Annotated in this window: 19 protein-coding genes; 7 read left to right on the top strand and 12 right to left on the bottom strand. The window is 61.1% G+C overall.

The window, feature by feature from the left end:
• Positions 1–186 precede the first annotated feature (186 nt).
• The gene (gene rpsD / locus NO932_RS12220; RefSeq protein ID WP_309160711.1) at positions 187–804 is read left to right on the top strand and encodes a 30S ribosomal protein S4; all 618 of its coding nucleotides are present in this window, start codon (positions 187–189) and stop codon (positions 802–804) included.
• Between the two features lie 55 nt (positions 805–859).
• Here rpsD and sbmA read toward each other — a convergent pair whose 3' ends face one another.
• On the bottom strand, positions 860–2,125 hold the full coding sequence (gene sbmA / locus NO932_RS12215; RefSeq protein ID WP_309207598.1) for a peptide antibiotic transporter SbmA: 1,266 nt from the start codon (positions 2,123–2,125) through the stop codon (positions 860–862).
• 387 nt (positions 2,126–2,512) lie between these two features.
• On the opposite strand from sbmA, the gene ttcA reads away from it, so the two are divergent.
• Both ttcA and NO932_RS12205 read left to right on the top strand, forming a co-directional pair.
• Positions 2,513–3,367 (top strand): tRNA 2-thiocytidine(32) synthetase TtcA, encoded by an 855-nt coding sequence (gene ttcA / locus NO932_RS12210; RefSeq protein ID WP_309207597.1) that lies wholly within the window; start codon positions 2,513–2,515, stop codon positions 3,365–3,367.
• Complete coding sequence (locus NO932_RS12205) at positions 3,364–4,176, top strand: inositol monophosphatase family protein (RefSeq protein WP_309207596.1); 813 nt, start codon at positions 3,364–3,366, stop codon at positions 4,174–4,176. Before ttcA ends, NO932_RS12205 begins: the two co-directional genes overlap by 4 nt.
• Positions 4,177–4,191: 15 nt before the next feature.
• Here NO932_RS12205 and NO932_RS12200 read toward each other — a convergent pair whose 3' ends face one another.
• From NO932_RS12200 to purC, 11 genes are all read right to left on the bottom strand, one after another.
• Positions 4,192–5,445 (bottom strand): multidrug effflux MFS transporter, encoded by a 1,254-nt coding sequence (locus tag NO932_RS12200; RefSeq protein WP_309207595.1) that lies wholly within the window; start codon positions 5,443–5,445, stop codon positions 4,192–4,194.
• A 96-nt stretch (positions 5,446–5,541) separates the two neighbouring features.
• The gene (locus NO932_RS12195; RefSeq protein ID WP_309207594.1) at positions 5,542–6,783 is read right to left on the bottom strand and encodes an MFS transporter; all 1,242 of its coding nucleotides are present in this window, start codon (positions 6,781–6,783) and stop codon (positions 5,542–5,544) included.
• Positions 6,784–6,941: 158 nt separating this feature from the next.
• Positions 6,942–7,277, bottom strand: a complete 336-nt coding sequence (gene grxD / locus NO932_RS12190) for a Grx4 family monothiol glutaredoxin (RefSeq protein WP_309160717.1) — start codon at positions 7,275–7,277, stop codon at positions 6,942–6,944.
• A gap of 131 nt (positions 7,278–7,408) precedes the next feature.
• Complete coding sequence (locus NO932_RS12185) at positions 7,409–7,723, bottom strand: DUF6665 family protein (RefSeq protein WP_309160718.1); 315 nt, start codon at positions 7,721–7,723, stop codon at positions 7,409–7,411.
• A 4-nt stretch (positions 7,724–7,727) separates the two neighbouring features.
• Positions 7,728–7,961 carry a BolA family transcriptional regulator gene (locus NO932_RS12180; RefSeq protein WP_309160719.1) on the bottom strand — a complete coding sequence of 78 codons (234 nt, stop codon included), beginning with the start codon at positions 7,959–7,961 and terminating at the stop codon, positions 7,728–7,730.
• Positions 7,962–7,986: 25 nt separating this feature from the next.
• A complete protein-coding gene (gene purL / locus NO932_RS12175; RefSeq protein ID WP_309207593.1) occupies positions 7,987–10,197 on the bottom strand; it encodes a phosphoribosylformylglycinamidine synthase subunit PurL in 2,211 nt (736 codons plus the stop codon).
• Positions 10,198–10,215: 18 nt separating this feature from the next.
• Positions 10,216–10,836, bottom strand: coding sequence for a Pr6Pr family membrane protein (locus NO932_RS12170; RefSeq protein ID WP_309207592.1), 621 nt, complete (start codon positions 10,834–10,836; stop codon positions 10,216–10,218).
• A gap of 63 nt (positions 10,837–10,899) precedes the next feature.
• A complete protein-coding gene (purQ, locus tag NO932_RS12165) occupies positions 10,900–11,559 on the bottom strand; it encodes a phosphoribosylformylglycinamidine synthase subunit PurQ (protein WP_309207591.1) in 660 nt (219 codons plus the stop codon).
• A 438-nt stretch (positions 11,560–11,997) separates the two neighbouring features.
• Positions 11,998–13,083, bottom strand: a complete 1,086-nt coding sequence (locus NO932_RS12160; RefSeq protein WP_309207590.1) for an acyltransferase family protein — start codon at positions 13,081–13,083, stop codon at positions 11,998–12,000.
• A gap of 320 nt (positions 13,084–13,403) precedes the next feature.
• Positions 13,404–13,646: a phosphoribosylformylglycinamidine synthase subunit PurS gene (purS, locus tag NO932_RS12155; RefSeq protein WP_309160724.1), complete on the bottom strand. Its 243-nt coding sequence runs from the start codon at positions 13,644–13,646 to the stop codon at positions 13,404–13,406.
• Positions 13,647–13,831: 185 nt separating this feature from the next.
• The gene (purC, locus tag NO932_RS12150) at positions 13,832–14,596 is read right to left on the bottom strand and encodes a phosphoribosylaminoimidazolesuccinocarboxamide synthase (RefSeq protein WP_309160725.1); all 765 of its coding nucleotides are present in this window, start codon (positions 14,594–14,596) and stop codon (positions 13,832–13,834) included.
• A gap of 266 nt (positions 14,597–14,862) precedes the next feature.
• Between purC and NO932_RS12145 the strand changes: the two genes are divergently transcribed.
• The 4 genes from NO932_RS12145 (at position 14,863) to NO932_RS12130 (ending at position 16,566) form a co-directional block, all read left to right on the top strand.
• Positions 14,863–15,189 (top strand): DUF1476 domain-containing protein, encoded by a 327-nt coding sequence (locus tag NO932_RS12145; RefSeq protein WP_309207589.1) that lies wholly within the window; start codon positions 14,863–14,865, stop codon positions 15,187–15,189.
• Between the two features lie 84 nt (positions 15,190–15,273).
• The gene (locus tag NO932_RS12140; RefSeq protein WP_309207588.1) at positions 15,274–15,588 is read left to right on the top strand and encodes a metalloregulator ArsR/SmtB family transcription factor; all 315 of its coding nucleotides are present in this window, start codon (positions 15,274–15,276) and stop codon (positions 15,586–15,588) included.
• Positions 15,585–15,893: a hypothetical protein gene (locus NO932_RS12135; RefSeq protein WP_309207587.1), complete on the top strand. Its 309-nt coding sequence runs from the start codon at positions 15,585–15,587 to the stop codon at positions 15,891–15,893. Before NO932_RS12140 ends, NO932_RS12135 begins: the two co-directional genes overlap by 4 nt.
• A 64-nt stretch (positions 15,894–15,957) precedes the next feature.
• Complete coding sequence (locus tag NO932_RS12130; RefSeq protein ID WP_309207586.1) at positions 15,958–16,566, top strand: ATP-dependent Clp protease proteolytic subunit; 609 nt, start codon at positions 15,958–15,960, stop codon at positions 16,564–16,566.

Genomic DNA, 16,566 nt, shown 5'->3' with positions numbered 1-16,566 from the left:
ATAGAACCCGCCCATCCTGATCGGCTAAGCCATCAGGAAGCACCCGGGACCGTCGGTTTGCGATTTTCCGGTTCGGCCAAAAGGTTGAGCCAGAGCTTTTACGTTTTTCGCACGGTCTGTCGGCTCCGCTTCACAAGCGGAGCAGAGGAGGGCGCTGTCTTTGATCGTTATTAGAAAGGACATGCGATGTCGAAACGTCATACGCAGAAGCACAAGATCGACCGCCGCCTTGGCGAAAACATCTGGGGTCGTCCCAAGAGCCCGCTCAACGCCCGCGCCTATGGTCCCGGCCAGCACGGCCAGCGCCGCAAGGGCAAGCTTTCGGATTACGGCATTCAGCTCCGCGCCAAGCAGAAGCTGAAGGGCTACTACGGCTCGATCACCGAAAAGGCCTTCCGCCGCGTTTACGAAGAAGCCGCCCGTCGCCGTGGCGATACCGGTGAGAACCTCATCGGCATTCTCGAAAGCCGCCTGGACGCCATCGTCTACCGTGCCAAGTTCGTGCCCACCGTGTTCGCCGCGCGTCAGTTCGTGAACCATGGCCACGTGACCGTCAACGGCAAGCGCGTCAACATTCCGTCCTACAACGTCAAGCCGGGCGACGTCGTTGCGATCCGTGAGCGCTCCAAGCAGCTCACCATCGTGCTCGAAGCCACCCAGCTCGCCGAGCGTGACGTGCCGGACTATGTCGACGCCGATCACTCCAAGATGACCGCGACCTATGTGCGCGTCCCGAACCTGGGCGATGTGCCGTACCCGGTTCAGATGGAACCGAACCTGGTCGTCGAATTCTATTCGCGCTAAGCGAAAGCCAAGAGTTCAAGAAGAAGGGCCGCCGGTTGGGCGGCCCTTTTTTGTTTCAGGCAACGATTTCGGTATGTGGACGCGGGCTTTGGGGAATGTCGGCATCCACGATCAGCGGTGTGTCGGGTGGAAGATGGCTCTCGAAAGCCTTCAAGCGCTTATGAATGGAGAGCAGTTCAACCACTGTCGGCCAGGACGAAGCGAAGAACTGGAACGAGGCCGCCACACGGTTGAAGGCGAGAACCACCTGTTGGTAAACGCCCAGCGTCATGGCCCCGCCCACGATTGAGGGAGCCATCACCAGCATCGGCACGAGGCTGGCGGCATTGCCATAGGAATAGCGGGCAAGGTTAAAATAGGTGTAGTGCCAGTAGAGCCGGAAGTAGTTCTTCTGCACTCCGGCGAACAGTTCCTTGACGGTGGGCGGCTGGGCTCGTTCGGAATGATCTTCGCCGTAGACCAATTCCTTGCGAAGCGCCGCTTCGACGCGCTGGTTGTGGAACTCGAGGCCAGGGAGACGGAAGCCAACGATCGCCAGAAGCGCGGTGCCGAAGGCGGCCGAGACCAGTGCGACCCAAACCAGAGCCCCATCGACCTCGCCGAATATCGGAACCTCGGTGATGTTGGCTGAAAGCCCGTAGAGCAGCGGCAGGAAGACAACGAGCGTGAGCATGGCGTCAAAGAAGGACACCATAAGCCGCTCGAGAACCGATGCCAGACGCATCGTGTCTTCTTGAATACGCTGCGAGGCGCCTTCGATATGGCGTAAGCGCTCCCATTGGCTCATGAAATAAAAGGTCATGGCGCGGCGCCAGCGGAAAACGTAGTGCGATGTGCCGAAGGCGAGCAAAACAAGTAGAACGATCGATGGCGCCATGACAAAGGCGTAGATAAGCGCTTGTTCCATGATCTGGTCGACAGTAACAGCCCCCGGTTGGGTCAGGGCGGTCTGGATGAGGTTGAAGAACACCCCGTTCCACTCATTGGTCCAAGCGTCGATCTGGACCGAAAAGAAAGTCGCCAGCAGAATGGTCACCGAACCGAAAACCGACCACCAGTACCAATAGTGCCGCTTGTAGAAATACCAAAAGGCGCAGAACGAGTAGCCGGTCAGCAGGACATATTGGTAAAGCCAGACCTTATCGGAGGAAAAGAATGGTGCAGGTTGGCCTTCGGCAGCCGGTACGCCCAGCCATGGCCCTAGACTAAGCACCGATTGCAGCGCGCCGCCAAACAGGAACCAGATGGCCATGGAGGCGATCACCCAAAGAAGGGCTGATGGAAAGAAGATTTTGGGTTCGGGAAAAAACGATCGGAACATCGCGACCTCTAGTCAGGGGCGGCGCCGCTGGCGTGGCGCCCGAAGTGTATGATCTAAGCGCTGCTTTTGCTTCCATGACAAGCATGTGAAAGCGCTGGCTCACCCCAATAGCGGGCAATTGATCGGATTTTAAGGCGAATCCCGAGGGGCGGGTTCAAGGCAGGGCAAGGGTTGGCTGTCAGGGTGAATGTGGACCGAATGGCTCTATCAAACGGAGAGCGGTCCAAAGGTTCAATGAACCTTGTTCTGCGTCACTTAGAAGTCGTTCAGCATTTCTCGAAGCGCTGAACGACTTTCTTTCTCGCCTGCGCCTCTTTCCCCGATCGGTGGCTGCATGTATCAAACCCCTGCGTCGGCCCCCCTGGCCGGAGCATGAAGGGTGTTGAGATGAGCATTGCCGAACCGATCGCCGAAATCGACGAGTCCTGTCCAGCGCTACTGCGGAATGCGCCGGGAAGCGTCGAATTCAACAAATTGCGGAAGCGGCTGATCCGCCAGGTGCGCGAGACACTCGACACCTACGGCATGGTCAAGCCCGGGGCCAAATGGCTCGTGGCGCTCTCCGGCGGCAAGGACAGTTATGGGCTGCTCGCAGTGCTGATGGATCTTCAATGGCGCGGACTGCTGCCCGTCGAGATCCTCGCTTGCAATCTGGATCAGGGACAGCCGGGCTTTCCCAAGCACATCCTGCCCGATTTCCTCAACCGCAACGGCATTGCGCATCGCATCGAATATCAGGACACCTATTCGATCGTTACCGACAAGCTGCCTCAAGGCGCGACCTACTGCTCGCTGTGTTCGCGGCTGCGGCGCGGGCATCTCTATAGGATCGCGCGGGAAGAGGGGTGCTCGGCGCTGGTTCTGGGCCACCACCGCGAGGATATTCTCGAGACCTTCTTCATGAACTTCTTTCATGGGGGCAAGCTTGCGGCCATGCCGCCCAAGCTGCTCAATGACGAGGGGGACGTCGAGGTGTTGCGGCCGCTGGCGCTTTGCGCCGAAGCCGATCTCGCCAAATTCGCCGAGGCGCTGGCGTTTCCCATCATCCCCTGTGACCTCTGCGGCAGCCAGGACGGCCTGCAGCGCAACGCCATGAAGGCGATGCTTGAGGATTTCGAACGCAAGATGCCGGGGCGCAAGGATGTGATGATCCGCGCGCTTGGCAACATCAATCCAAGTCATATGCTCGATCCGCGACTGTTCGATTTCGCGGCTCTTGCTGCGGGGGAGCAGGGCAAATGAATATCGATCGCCTCACCGCAATCTTGCGTGAAGCCGCCAAGACCGAAATCATGCCGCGCTTCCGCAAGCTCGATGACGGCTCAATCCGCACCAAATCGCATGTGCACGATCTGGTGACCGAGGCCGACGAAGGGGCTGAACGTGTCATCACGGCGGCGATCAACGCGGCCGCACCGCATATGGTGGTGATCGGCGAAGAGGCGGTAGCGGCCAATCCCAAGCTCTTGGAAACCCATTACGAGAACGAGACGGTGATCTATGTCGATCCCGTCGACGGCACCTGGAATTTTGCCGCCGGGTTGCCGCTATTCGCGGTAATGGCGGCGGTGGTGCAGAAGGGCGAGACGGTCGCCGGAGTGATTTACGATCCGATCGGTGACGATTGGATCATGACCGAGCGCGGCTGCGGATGCTTTCAGGTTTTTCCTGACGGCCGGATGGTGCGGCAGAAATTCGCCGAGCCCACGCCATTGGCGGAGATGGCAGGGACGGCATCGGTATCCTATATCGATCCCGACCAGCGCCCGGCGATCCTGTCCAATCTCGCCAAGATCCACACGCTGGCCGCGTATCGCTGTGCGGGGCACGAGTATCGGCTCGGGGCAGGCGGTAGTCTGGACTTCCTGATGTACAACCGGCTGATGCCCTGGGACCACGCGGCGGGAACGCTGATGATGGAAGAGGCGGGAGCCTATGTCGCCCATTTCGACGGTTCGGCCTATAAGCCCACCCATCTGACGGGCGGACTTCTGATCGCCTCGGATCAACAGTGCTGGGATGAACTCCGGCGCGAGGTCTTTACGATTTAGCGCCGGAGCGGCGTTTTAGTGTACGTCGGCGGGCGGGCCGTCCTTGTATTCCTCGCCCACGCCGAACAGCTTTCCGTTTTCAGCAATCAGCACGCAGCCGATGGCGAGCAGGCCCATAACGAAATAGCCCGCCGCGATAGGCACGATGGTGCCGTTGAAAAAGCTGCCGGTAATGGTGCCCAGAATGGCGCCGCCCACGGTCTGGATGAAGCCAAAGACCGAAGAGGCCGTCCCGGCGACCGAGCCGAGCGGTTCCATGGAGAGCGAGTTCATGTTCGAGGCCGTCCAGCCGAACATGAACATAATGACGCACAAAAGCGTCATGAACAGCCAGAGCGGCATGGGAACCGTAAGCGCCAGGAGCAGCCACAGCCCGCTCATGGCGGTGAACACCAGAATGGCTGTGTGACTCAGCCGGCGCATGCCGACGCGGCGCACCATGCGCGAGTTCGTGTAGGACGAAACCGACATCAGCGAAGCCTGAAAGGCGAAGGCGAGCGGAAAGAGGGCTCCGAGGCCATAGACGTCCACATAGATCTGCTGGGACGTGTTGATGAACCCGAACAGCGCGCCAAAAATGAAGGTGCCGGCCAGCCCGTACATGATGGCCATGCGGTTGGTCAGAACGATGCGGAAACCATCCAGAACGACAGCCGGGCTCAGGGGGCGGCGGTTCTCTTCAGCGAGCGTTTCAGGCAGGCGCATGAAGGCCCAGGCGGTGATGACGAGCCCCAGGCCACCCATGAACAGGAAGATGTATTCCCACGGCCCGGTCAACAGGATCACCTGGCCGATGGCCGGGGCGATCACCGGGATGATCATGAACACCATGAAGACCAGCGACATGACCTCTGCCATCGCGCGACCGCCGAATTTGTCACGGACCACCGAGGTCGCAATCACGCGCGTACCAGCGGCACCAAGGCCCTGCACGAATCGAAGGGCCAGGAGCGTTGCAAAATTGGGAGAGAACACGGCTGCGAACGCCGCCACGATATAGACACCCATACCGATGAGCAGGGGCGCGCGGCGACCGAAGCGGTCTGAGAGCGGACCGAAAGCCAATTGGGCGACGCCAAAGCCGAGCATATAGGCCGTCAGCACGAAATGGCGGTCATTCTCGTTCATGACGCCCAAGGCCTCGCCCATATAGGGCAGGGCGGGAAGCATGACGTCGATCGCAAGCGCATTGAGCGCCATCAAGCCTGCAATGAGGGCAATGAATTCGGGCCGGGAAATATCCCGGGTCGCTGAAACTGTGGTCGTCATGGGAATACCTTGAAATAGCAAGGCCGGGACTCGTGGCCCGGCCTTGTGGCTAAAACTTGAACCCCAATAATGGTTTTGGCAACCCCTAAATCGTCATCAGGCGATAGAAGGTGCCTGCGGTGCGATGAATGCCGGGGCGCGGACTTCCTTGATCGGGATGTGTATGGCAGCCGAGAAGAGGCCGATGAGGATACCCAGATACCAAACAAGATCGTATGAACCTGTCATGTCAAAGGATACTCCGCCCAGCCAGACGCCGAAGAATGAGCCGATCTGGTGCGAGAGGAATGCTACCCCATAGAGCATGCCCATATAGCGTGGGCCGAAGAACAGGCTGACCAGCCCGGCCGTCAGCGGCACGGTGGCCAGCCAAAGCATGCCGAGCGTCGCGGCGTAGATATAGGCACTCACCTCGGTGATGGGCAGCAAAAGGAATGCTGCGGTGCCGATGGCGCGAAGGAGATAGATCACCGAGAGGAGGATCTGCTTGGGTAGACGATCGCCCAGCCAGCCAGCGAGCAGCGAGCCGGCGACGTTGAACAGCCCGATCAGCCCCAAGGCCCAGGAACTGGCTTCCGGCGTCAAACCGCATTGGACGAGGAAGGCCGGGAAATGGACGGTGATGAAGGCCAGGTGGAAGCCGCAGACGAAGAAACCGATGACCAGCAGGCGATAGGAGCCATGCCCCATGGCCTTGGCGAGCGCCTGCATGAAGGGCATATCCGCTTCGCCCGGCGCGCTGTTGGTGCGGCCGCGCAGCATGGTCGAGAGCGGTACGACCATCAGGATGATCAGGCCGAGATAGACCAATGCCATCTGCCAGCCGAAATTGGAAATAAACGCCTGGCCCAGCGGGGCGAAGACGAACTGGCCGCCCGATGAAGCAGCCGTGGCGATACCGAAGACGAAGGAGCGCTTTTCCTGGGGAACCACGCGGCCGAAGGCGGCCATAACGATGCCGAACGATGCCGTGCCGATGCCGACGCCCATGAGGACGCCGCCGGTGAGCATGAACAGGCTTTCGGTCGGTGTGACCGACCATAGGAACAGGCCGGCGGCATAGACCACCGCACCGATGGCGAGCGTGCGTCCAGTGCCGAATTTATCGGCAAAGCCCCCCGCAAACGGCTGGGTGATGCCCCAGACGAGATTCTGTATGGCGAGGGCCATGGCGAAACCTTCGCGCGACCAGCCGAGGTCCTCGGTCATTGGCAGCAGGAACAGGCCCGACGAGGAGCGTGCTCCGAACGTCACCATGGCGATGAAACACCCGGCGATGATGATCACCGGCAATGGCACCGGCAGGGCGGCGGGACGGGGGGAGGTGATGGCTGACATGGTCGGAGTTTCCGAGTGATCGTCGGATGACGATAGAGCGTCCAGCATACGCCGCAAAACGAAAAAGCAAAATACCAGCTATCAAAGGGATTGATGATGGGCCGGAATAGCAAAGGCCCGCGCGGTGCGCGGGCCTTTGCACGAACCTCAAAAGCGGATCAGGCGGTCTGCTTGACCGGAATGCCGGCCTGCTCGAAGTGAGTCTGCAACTCGCCGGCCTGGAACATCTCGCGGATGATGTCGCAACCGCCCACGAACTCGCCCTTGACATAGAGCTGGGGAATGGTCGGCCAGTTGGAGTAATCCTTGATGCCCTGGCGAAGATCGTCGCTTTCGAGCACATTGGCCGAATTGTAGTCGACGCCGAGATAGTTGAGAATCTGGACCACCTGGCCCGAGAAGCCGCATTGCGGGAAATCGGGGGTGCCCTTCATGAACAGGAAGACGTCGTTGGACTTGACCTGCTCATCGATGAAATTGGCGATGTCGCTCATCTGAATTTGTCCTTTCGGCCCGGCGGGAGGGCGTTTATCGGCTTTTCCCGATAGATAGGGGATGATCGGGGCGATGTCGAGGCCAATGCGGGGACTATAACGGGTCCGCACAGCGCGTGGATAAGTCGTTGCTAGGAACGCATCGCGCCCAGGCCATTGAGCACTTCGCGGGGAATGGCGAAGGCGGCGATCACGTCCTGGTGGCGCTTGAAGCCGCAGAGTTCGCGCTGGACGAAATAGGCCCAGACAGCCTTTTGCGCCGCCATAAGTTCTTGGGTGCGCTCAGTTTTTTCTGAATGATTGTAAGCGGCAACCGTCTTGGCGACGCGCTGTTCGGCAGCGCTCAACGAGGACGCGCGCTCGGCGAGGATCTCGTGCTCGAGAACGGCATATCCGCCTTCGGGATTGACGGCCTTGATGAGATCGAGGCTGTCGCGGAGAGTCATTGGCTCAGTCCGGAGCGCTGGTTTGCAGGGCGAGGGCGTGCAATTTGCCGCCCATGTCGCCCTTAAGGGCTTGATAAACGAGCTGATGTTGCTGCACCCGCGACTTGCCCCGGAACGCCTCTGAGACCACGCTGGCAGAGTAGTGGTCACCGTCGCCGGCGAGGTCGCGGATCTCGACTTTGGCGTCGGGAATCGCGGCCTTGATGAGGCTTTCGATTTCGGCGGCATCCATGGCCATGGTGAGGCTCCGCTTCTTGTGGCTGTCAGTTGATTGTACTGCCCATGAAGGCTGGAAACCAGCCTTCGTAGGCATCGCGCAAATCCTTGATGGATATGGGTTTTGTTTCTCCCAAGGTCAAGGTGTCGCCGCCGGTAACCCCGATCACGACGGCGGAAACCGGCGAGTCGGCGACGATCTTTTCGGCTTCTTCACGCGATGCCGTGACGATGTAGCGGCCCTGATCCTCACCGAACCATGCTGCCTGTGTTGAGGGTGATATTGCCTGTATTGAAGCGCCGATTGAGCCCTTGATTGAACATTCGGCGAGCGCGAGCGCCAATCCGCCGTCCGAAAGGTCGTGAACCGAGGCGACACGACCGGAACGGATAAGGGAAAGAACGTAGAGGCCGGTCTTCTTCTCGTGATCGAGATCGACATGGGGGGCGGTGCCCTCGCGGCGGCCGAGCACGTCACGCAGATATGCGGATTGGCCGAGATGGGTGCCCCAGCCCTCCGGCGCGCCGATCAGAACGATGGCGTCGCCCTGGCGGGTGAAGCCGGAGCGGGCCATTTTGGCATGGTCTTCGATGAGGCCAACGCCGGCGATGGTGGGGGTGGGCAGGATGCCCCGGCCGTTGGTCTCGTTGTAGAGCGAGACGTTGCCCGAAACGATGGGGAACTCGAGCGCCGTGCAGGCTTCGCCGATGCCTTTGATGGCGTGGACGATCTGGCCCATGATCTCGGGGCGTTCGGGGTTGCCGAAATTGAGATTGTCGGTGGCAGCCAGCGGTTCGGCGCCGGTGGCGATGAGGTTGCGCCAGCATTCGGCGACGGCCTGCTTGCCGCCCTCATAGGGGTCGGCTTCGCAATAGCGCGGGTTGACGTCGGAGGAGAAGGACAGGGCCTTGGTGGGGTGGCCTTCGACGCGGATGACGCCGGAATCCCCGCCGGGGGTCTGGAGCGAGTTGCCCTGGATGAGCGTGTCGTACTGCTCATAGACCCAGCGGCGCGAGGAGTGGTTGGCCGAGCCCAGGAGCTTCAGCAGAGCATCGGCGATATCGCCATCCGGGATGGTGGCCGGATCGAGCGGGGCAGGGGGCGTGGGCGCGACCCAGGGGCGGTCGTATTCGGGGGCCTCGTCGCCCAGCTCCTTGATGGGCAGGTTGGCGACTTCCTCGCCCTGGAAGAGCACGCGGAAGCGGAGGTCGTCGGTGGTCTTGCCGACGGTGGCGAAGTCGAGCTCCCACTTTTCGAAGACGGCGCGGGCTTCGGCTTCCTTTTCGGGGTGAAGGACCATGAGCATGCGCTCCTGGGACTCGGAGAGCATCATCTCATAGGGCGTCATGCGCTCTTCGCGGACCGGGACGGCGTCGAGATTGAGCTCGATGCCGAGATCACCCTTGGCGCCCATTTCGACCGCCGAGCAGGTGAGGCCCGCCGCGCCCATGTCCTGGATGGCGATGACCGCGCCGGTGGCCATCAGCTCGAGACAGGCTTCGAGCAGGCGCTTTTCGGTGAAGGGGTCACCGACCTGAACGGTGGGGCGTTTTTCCTCGATGTCGTCACCGAATTCGGCCGAGGCCATGGTCGCGCCGCCGACGCCGTCGCGGCCGGTCTTGGCGCCGAGATAGACGACGGGAAGGCCGACGCCTTCGGCCTTGGAATAGAAGATCTTGTCGGCATCGGCCAAGCCCGCCGCAAAGGCGTTGACGAGGATGTTGCCGTTATAGCGGGCGTCGAACTGGACCTCGCCGCCGACGGTGGGCACGCCGAAGGAATTGCCATAGCCGCCGACGCCAGCGACGACGCCGGAAACGAGGTGTTTGGTCTTTTCGTGGTCCGGTTCACCGAAGCGCAGCGCGTTCATGGCCGCGACGGGCCGGGCGCCCATGGTGAAGACGTCGCGCAGGATGCCGCCCACGCCGGTCGCCGCGCCCTGATAGGGTTCGATGAAGCTCGGGTGATTGTGGGATTCCATCTTGAAGACGACCGCCTGGCCATCCCCGATATCAACGACGCCGGCATTCTCGCCCGGACCCTGGATGACGCGCGGGCCCTTGGTGGGCAGCGTCTTGAGCCATTTCTTCGAGCTCTTGTACGAGCAGTGCTCGTTCCACATGGCCGAGAAGATGCCGAGCTCGGTGAAGGTCGGCACCCGGCCGATGAGGTCCAGGATCTTCTGGTACTCGTCGGGCTTGAGCCCGTGGCTGGCGACGAGGTCGGGCGTGATTTCGATATCGTTGCGAAGGGTCATGGGGGCGGTGATCGGCAATCAGTGCTGCGGTGCGTGGTCGGGCGTGGGCTTCTTTTCGGTGTCGAACCCGACGGCAAAGACCGAAAGCATCAGGAACGCAGCGATGAAGGTGAGATAGTTGATGGCAACGGCGCCCCAGCCATCGGCGGCAACGTTGAGAACGTCATAGGCATAGATGCCGGTGACGGTGCCGAGCAGCAGGGTCCAGCAAATGAAAAGGGCCGGGAACAGCAGCCAAGGCGCGACGTGGTGCAGGCGCAGCGAACCGGTGGTGAGATAAACCATCCAGTACGAGACGAAAAGCGTCGGGGCGACATAGCCGAGAGCCACGTTGGAGATGAGCGCCAAGCCTTCGGGGTGGAGCTGGTCGGCCGCAACGAGATGGTAGAACAGCATGGCAAAGGCCATGGCGGTCGCGGTCATGCCCTGCATGCCCTTGGTGCGGAAGGCCGAGAGCGCTGCCGCATTGGTGAGTTCGCCAGCATAGACGAGAACCGCGAGCAGATTGGCAATGACCAGGAGCGAGGTCACGTAGCCGATTGCCGCCTCCGCACCGCCGGCCGAAACGGCGACGACCAGTTGGAGCACCAGGGCGGCAGCGCCGAGGATAAGACCGAGGAGAGCGAGGGGCTTATGCATGAAAAATACTCCTAAAGAACAGGCGCCGCCCTTAGCTCTTATGGGCGGGAGGCATAGGTCCGCTTAACCGAGAAGTCCCGAGAAAATACCCTTGCCGTCCTCGCCGCCATGAGCGGGCTCGATGAGGTTTTCCGGGTGGGGCATCATGCCCAGGACATTGCCCTTGGCATTGGTGATGCCGGCAATGTTGTTGATCGAACCGTTGGGATTGGTTTCGGCGGTGTAGCGGAATACGACCTGCCCGTTGTCCTCGATGGATTTGAGGGTGTCGGGCTCGGCGAAATAATTGCCGTCATGGTGAGCGACGGGGCAACGGATCACCTCGCCCTGGCCGTAGCGCTTGGAAAAGGGCGTGTTGGCGTTGGCGATCTCGAGCTTGACTTCGCGGCAGACGAATTTGAGCGAAGCGTTGCGCATCAGGACACCAGGGAGAAGGCCGGCTTCGGTCAGAATCTGGAAGCCGTTGCAGACGCCCAGAACATGGACACCCTTTTCGGCGCGCTCACGGATCACGTCCATCATGGGCGAGCGGGCGGCGATGGCGCCGGCGCGAAGATAATCGCCATAGGAAAAGCCGCCGGGAATGACGATGAGATCGACATCGGGAAGCTCGGCGTCCTTGTGCCAAACGACGGCCGGCTTGGTGCCGCCGATCTTTTCGAGCGCGGCGACCATGTCGCGCTCGCGGTTGAGGCCGGGAAAGACAACGACTGCGGACTTCATCGCGCGGGGTCTCACTCTCGAATGTGGGGCTGTGCCGGATTGGCCGCTTGTCGGGATTCTGGGATCAAATTGCAAGGGGAATCTGGGAAGTGCGCGATTTTGCGCGGGTGAGCGGTGCCTGGGCTGGAGGTGTGGACACTCTTCCGATGAGGTGCGGGAAGCCTGGCGGGCCCGAAGATGGCGAGGGGGAGGGGTGGAGACACGTTTTGAGAACCGGGTTTGCGGCAGCTCTGCGCACCCTCATCCGACCTTTCGCTTTCAGCGAAAGCCCACCTTCTCCCTCAAGGGGAGAAGGGTGCCGGGCAAGGGTTGCGGCAAGAACTTCTTTCTCTCCGTCATCCCCAATCCCTCCTCATCATGGTCGGGCGTGACCCGACAATCCGCAAGATTTCCGGTGCTGCGAGAGAGGTAACGGTAGAGTGAATTCTGGCGATGCGCTCACTCCGCAGGGGCGGGGACCGGACGGCCTGCCCATCGGCTGCCGGGGGCGCCGGGGAGGTGGGCCCAGGAGGGGCGCTCGAAGAGGAACTTGCCGAAGCCGATACGGCTGATGATCCAGTAGACGATGATCGGGCTGACCACCGAGACGATCAGTGTCGCAAGGCTGGCAAGGCCGGCGTCGATATTCGGCATCATCGCGAGCAGGACCGTGCGGAAGCTGCCCATGGGAATGACGAAGCTGAGATAGATGACGATGGAATGAGCGCCGATCCAGCGCAGCCAGTGGAACCCGGCAAGGCGGGCGAGGAGGACCGAGGCCGCGCAGATGGCCAGGGCGCCGGCCATGGCCATCACGAAATTGGCGCCGGGAATGTGAGCGGCGCCGCTGGTGACCACGCCATAGGTCACCGAATGGCCGGGCGAAAAGACCAGAACGGCATTGAGCACTGCCCACGCGGCCAGGCCGAGCAGGGCAAGACCGGGCCGGGCTTCGACTTTGCCGGCGAAATCGAAGATGGCCGAGGCAAGGGCGTAGCCGGCGTAGAAATAAACGAAATACTCGGCGACGTAATTGACGATCGAGACCGGCGTGGCGATCGGGGCGATGGAGACCGCCGCGGCGACGAGCAGCACGGGAATGTGCGGGGCGCGCAGGTGATAAAGCAGCTTGGCGATCAGTCCATAGACGGCGAGCGCATAGATGAACCACAGGATGGAATAGGGTTCGTAAATCGCGCTCGCCAGAAGCGCTGCCGCCCCGGCGGGATCGCGATCGATCAGCAGGTGCTTGAAGCCGATGAGGATCACGGCCCAAAGGGCATAGAAATAGAGATAATGGACCACGCGGCGATCGGCGAAATGCAGCCAGGGCCGGGCGATGACGGCCGAGAGGAACAGGCCCGAGACCAGGAAGAACTCCGGCATGCGGAATGGAGTGGCAAAGCCCAGCACATAATGCATGAAGCCAACCCGCTCGGTGGCTTCGCCGACCCCATAGGTCGAATGCATCATCACCACGAGGATGATGGAGATGCCCTTGGCCACATCGACCCAGGCGTGGCGTTTTTCGGCAGAGCCGGTCATGTTCGCGTCCCCCAAAGCGAGAAATCAGGGGCGATCCTAGCCGGATTGCCGGTGCGGCGTGATTAACGGACGGGCGGAATTGAAAGCGTGGTTAAAAACGCGAAAAGGCCGGATGGAAAATCCGGCCTTTTTCTCCGCCTGGAGGGGCGAGGAATCAGTTTTGTCTCAGACCACCGGCACGGTGCCGTAGGCTGCGATCATCACGCCCAGGGCGAGAAAGAACAGGGCCGAAAGGGATACGGTCTTCAGCATTTCAGGACATACTCCAAGAGCGCGCTCACGCACGCAATTTGTGCAAAAGTTAAGTTAAATGGGAGAGGTTAACCGATAATCTCTACAGCGAAATTTTCGATCACGGTATTGGCGAGAAGCTTCTCGCACATCCTCTCGATTTCTGCTTTGGCGGTAACGGCATCGGTGGCCGAAAGTTCCAGATCGAACACCTTGCCCTGGCGGACAGACTCGACGCCGGCAAAACCAAGACCTTCGAGGGAGCCTTCGATGGCCTGACCCTGCGGGTCGAGCACACCGTTCTTCAAAGTGACGATAACACGAGCTTTCATAACGATCCGTTCGGTTGTGTGGACATTCAGGTGATGGCTGGCTGCAAATGGCGCCTTTCTGCGCTTCCGGTACTCACGTACTCAAGTACGCTCCGTTCCGGTTCTCTCCGTCACCATTTTCGCTTCGCCCTGACCTGACTGTCCACACAACGTGCCTTTCGTGGCCAGGCGGGCAGTTGATTTCATTATTGCACGAGGCGCGGGCCGGTGGTCAGCGCGTTGTCGGCCTCCACAAGAATGCCCAGGCGCTGGGCGACTTCGCGATAGGCATCGACCAGGCCGCCGAGATCCTCGCGGAAGCGGTCCTTGTCGAGCTTGTTGCGGGTCTTGATGTCCCACAGGCGGCAATTGTCGGGCGAGAGCTCGTCGGCAAGAACGATGCGCATCAGATCGCCCTCATAGAGGCGGCCGCATTCGATCTTGAAATCGACGAGCTGGATGCCGACGCCCATGAACAGGCCGGTGAGGAAATCGTTGACCCGCACGGCCAGCGCCATGATGTCGTCGAGCTCCTGGGGAGTGGCCCAGCCGAAGGCGGTGATGTGCTCTTCGGAAACCATGGGATCGCCCAGGGCATCGTCCTTGTAATAGAATTCGATGATCGAGCGGGGGAGCTGGGTGCCCGATTCAAGGCCCAGCCGCTTGCAGAGCGAGCCGGCGGCGACGTTGCGGACCACCACCTCGATCGGAATGATCTCGACCTCGCGGATCAACTGCTCGCGCATGTTGATGCGGCGCACGAAATGGGTGGGGATGCCGAGCTGGTTGAGCTTGGTGAAGATGAACTCGGAAATCCGATTGTTGAGCACGCCCTTGCCGTCGATGATCTCGTGCTTGGCGCCATTGCCGGCGGTGGCGTCGTCCTTGAAGTGCTGGATCAGGGTGCCGGGCTCGGGACCCTCGTAGAGCACCTTTGCCTTGCCTTCATAGATCTTGCGACGACGGTTCATTTCGCGGGTATCCCCGTAGAGTTTCGCGCGGTTAAGCGGGATCGGAATTGGGCGCACTCATGCGCCTTTTTGGGTGGCCAATGCAAGCCCTTTCATGGGACGCGGGGCCACGCACGGCACCTACATATAGCGATTCCGCCCCCTGTTGCGCAAAAACCATCCAAAAGGGTTTACGGGGAAGGGGCACGGCGCGCTCGCACGTTGATTTCGCAAGCCGAACCGCATATTTGGGGGACTGGATAACCCAATCAGGCTGAGGGATCGACATGTCTTCATTCGACGAACGCGAAAAAGGCGAGGAAGCCAAGTTCGCCCATGACGCATCGCTGCGGTTCAAGGCCGAAGCGCGCCGCAACAAGCACCTGGCCCATTGGGCGAGCGCGCAGATGGGCGTCGAGAACGCCGACGAGATCGCCAATTACGTCGCCGAAGTGATCGCGGCCGACATGGTCGAAGGCGGGCATGGGGACGTGGTGCGCAAGATCATGGCCGATTTCGAAGCCAAGGGCGTTTCGGTGGACGCGAACGCCGTCGAGGCCAAGATTGCCGAGTTCGACATTCAGGCGCGCCGCGAGATTCTGGCGGAAATCTGAGCCTTTACACGGCGATTTTAACCCCGCGCTTTAACCGCGGGGTTTTTTGTTGCATGACAGATAAGTGTATGCTTATCTGTTTGCATGGATGACGATTCGATCTTCAGGGCCCTGTCCGACCCGACGCGGCGGGCGATTTTTGAGAAGCTTGCCAATGGCAGCCGCAACGCGAGCGCCCTGCGGGAGGGCTTTGGCATCAGCCAGCCGGCGATGAGCCAGCATCTGGGCGTGCTGGTCGGTGCCGGATTGGTGCGGCAGGAGCGGGAAGGGCGGTTCGTCAACTACGAGGTCGACCCCGAAGGGGTCGGGCGGATCGGGCGGTGGCTGGCGCGGTATCGGGCTTATTGGCCGGCGCGCATGGCCGATCTGGGTGAGGTTTTGAAGGAGATGGACCAGTGAGCGACGAGATCGACATGGAATTTACCTTCGACGCGCCGCCGGAAAAGGTGTGGCGGGCGGTATCCATCGCGCAATATCGCGAGCGCTGGCTGCCGGGCACCGACCTTGCCCAGGAGGAACCGGTGGCGGTGGAGGAGGGAAGCGCGGTGAGCTATCGCATGCGCGATGCCCTGCCGCCGCATGAAGAGAGCGTGGTGACCTTCTCGGTCACCGCCGATGGACGGGGCGGAACGCGGCTGGGGATCGTCCAGCAGATGAGACCGGCGCCGGCGAACGCCAACGATACGGTGATGCTGGCGGCTTAGGGTGTGCCGATCTGAATCTCAACACACCCTACTAAAATCGAAACAAGGCAATGGAGGGTCGCCCATGCGCGACGCGATGCAACTCGTCCCCATGGTGGTCGAGCAGTCCCAGCGCGGCGAGCGCGCTTTCGATATCTATTCGCGGCTGCTGCGCGAGCGGATCGTTTTCGTCAATGGCGAGGTCAATGACGATATGGCGGCGCTGGTGTGCGCGCAGCTTCTGTTTCTGGAGGGCGAGAACTCGAAAAAGCCGATCCAGATGTACGTCAACTCCTATGGCGGCGTGGTGACGAGCGGGCTCGCCATGTACGACACCATGCAATTCATCCGCGCGCCGGTGCATACGCTGTGCATGGGGACGGCGCGATCGATGGGCTCGTTCCTGCTCATGGCGGGGGAGCCGGGCTATCGCGCGGCGCTGCCCAATGCGAGCCTGCACGTGCATCAGCCGCTCGGCGGCTATCAGGGTCAGACGACCGACATGCTGATCCATGCAGGCGAGATGGAGCGGACCAAGAAGCGGCTGATCGAGCTTTACGCCAAGCATTGCGGGCGGAGCTACGAGGAGGTCGAGCGAACGCTGGACCGCGACCGGTTCATGACGGCGGAAGAGGGAATGGAGTGGGGGCTGATCGATACGATCATGACCGAACGGCCGCCATTTGAGGCGTAG

Origin of the sequence: Pelagibacterium sp. 26DY04, assembly GCF_031202305.1 — a bacterium.
Taxonomy (GTDB): Bacteria; Pseudomonadota; Alphaproteobacteria; order Rhizobiales; family Devosiaceae; genus Pelagibacterium.
This window is presented reverse-complemented; position numbering and strand designations above follow the sequence as displayed.

Bases quoted from the DNA above. Each gene is read 5' to 3' on its own strand.
- NO932_RS12200 (WP_309207595.1), bottom strand. From the start codon at position 5,445: ATGACGACCACAGTTTCAGCGACCCGGGATATTTCCCGGCCCGAATTC.
- sbmA (WP_309207598.1), bottom strand. From the start codon at position 2,125: ATGTTCCGATCGTTTTTTCCCGAACCCAAAATCTTCTTTCCATCAGCC.
- NO932_RS12140 (WP_309207588.1), top strand. From the start codon at position 15,274: ATGGATGACGATTCGATCTTCAGGGCCCTGTCCGACCCGACGCGGCGG.
- purQ (WP_309207591.1), bottom strand. From the start codon at position 11,559: ATGAAGTCCGCAGTCGTTGTCTTTCCCGGCCTCAACCGCGAGCGCGAC.
- purL (WP_309207593.1), bottom strand. From the start codon at position 10,197: ATGACCCTTCGCAACGATATCGAAATCACGCCCGACCTCGTCGCCAGC.
- NO932_RS12145 (WP_309207589.1), top strand. From the start codon at position 14,863: ATGTCTTCATTCGACGAACGCGAAAAAGGCGAGGAAGCCAAGTTCGCC.
- NO932_RS12130 (WP_309207586.1), top strand. From the start codon at position 15,958: ATGCGCGACGCGATGCAACTCGTCCCCATGGTGGTCGAGCAGTCCCAG.
- NO932_RS12205 (WP_309207596.1), top strand. From the start codon at position 3,364: ATGAATATCGATCGCCTCACCGCAATCTTGCGTGAAGCCGCCAAGACC.
- ttcA (WP_309207597.1), top strand. From the start codon at position 2,513: ATGAGCATTGCCGAACCGATCGCCGAAATCGACGAGTCCTGTCCAGCG.
- grxD (WP_309160717.1), bottom strand. From the start codon at position 7,277: ATGAGCGACATCGCCAATTTCATCGATGAGCAGGTCAAGTCCAACGAC.
- NO932_RS12180 (WP_309160719.1), bottom strand. From the start codon at position 7,961: ATGGCCATGGATGCCGCCGAAATCGAAAGCCTCATCAAGGCCGCGATT.
- NO932_RS12195 (WP_309207594.1), bottom strand. From the start codon at position 6,783: ATGTCAGCCATCACCTCCCCCCGTCCCGCCGCCCTGCCGGTGCCATTG.
- purC (WP_309160725.1), bottom strand. From the start codon at position 14,596: ATGAACCGTCGTCGCAAGATCTATGAAGGCAAGGCAAAGGTGCTCTAC.
- NO932_RS12170 (WP_309207592.1), bottom strand. From the start codon at position 10,836: ATGCATAAGCCCCTCGCTCTCCTCGGTCTTATCCTCGGCGCTGCCGCC.
- NO932_RS12160 (WP_309207590.1), bottom strand. From the start codon at position 13,083: ATGACCGGCTCTGCCGAAAAACGCCACGCCTGGGTCGATGTGGCCAAG.
- purS (WP_309160724.1), bottom strand. From the start codon at position 13,646: ATGAAAGCTCGTGTTATCGTCACTTTGAAGAACGGTGTGCTCGACCCG.
- NO932_RS12185 (WP_309160718.1), bottom strand. From the start codon at position 7,723: ATGACTCTCCGCGACAGCCTCGATCTCATCAAGGCCGTCAATCCCGAA.
- rpsD (WP_309160711.1), top strand. From the start codon at position 187: ATGTCGAAACGTCATACGCAGAAGCACAAGATCGACCGCCGCCTTGGC.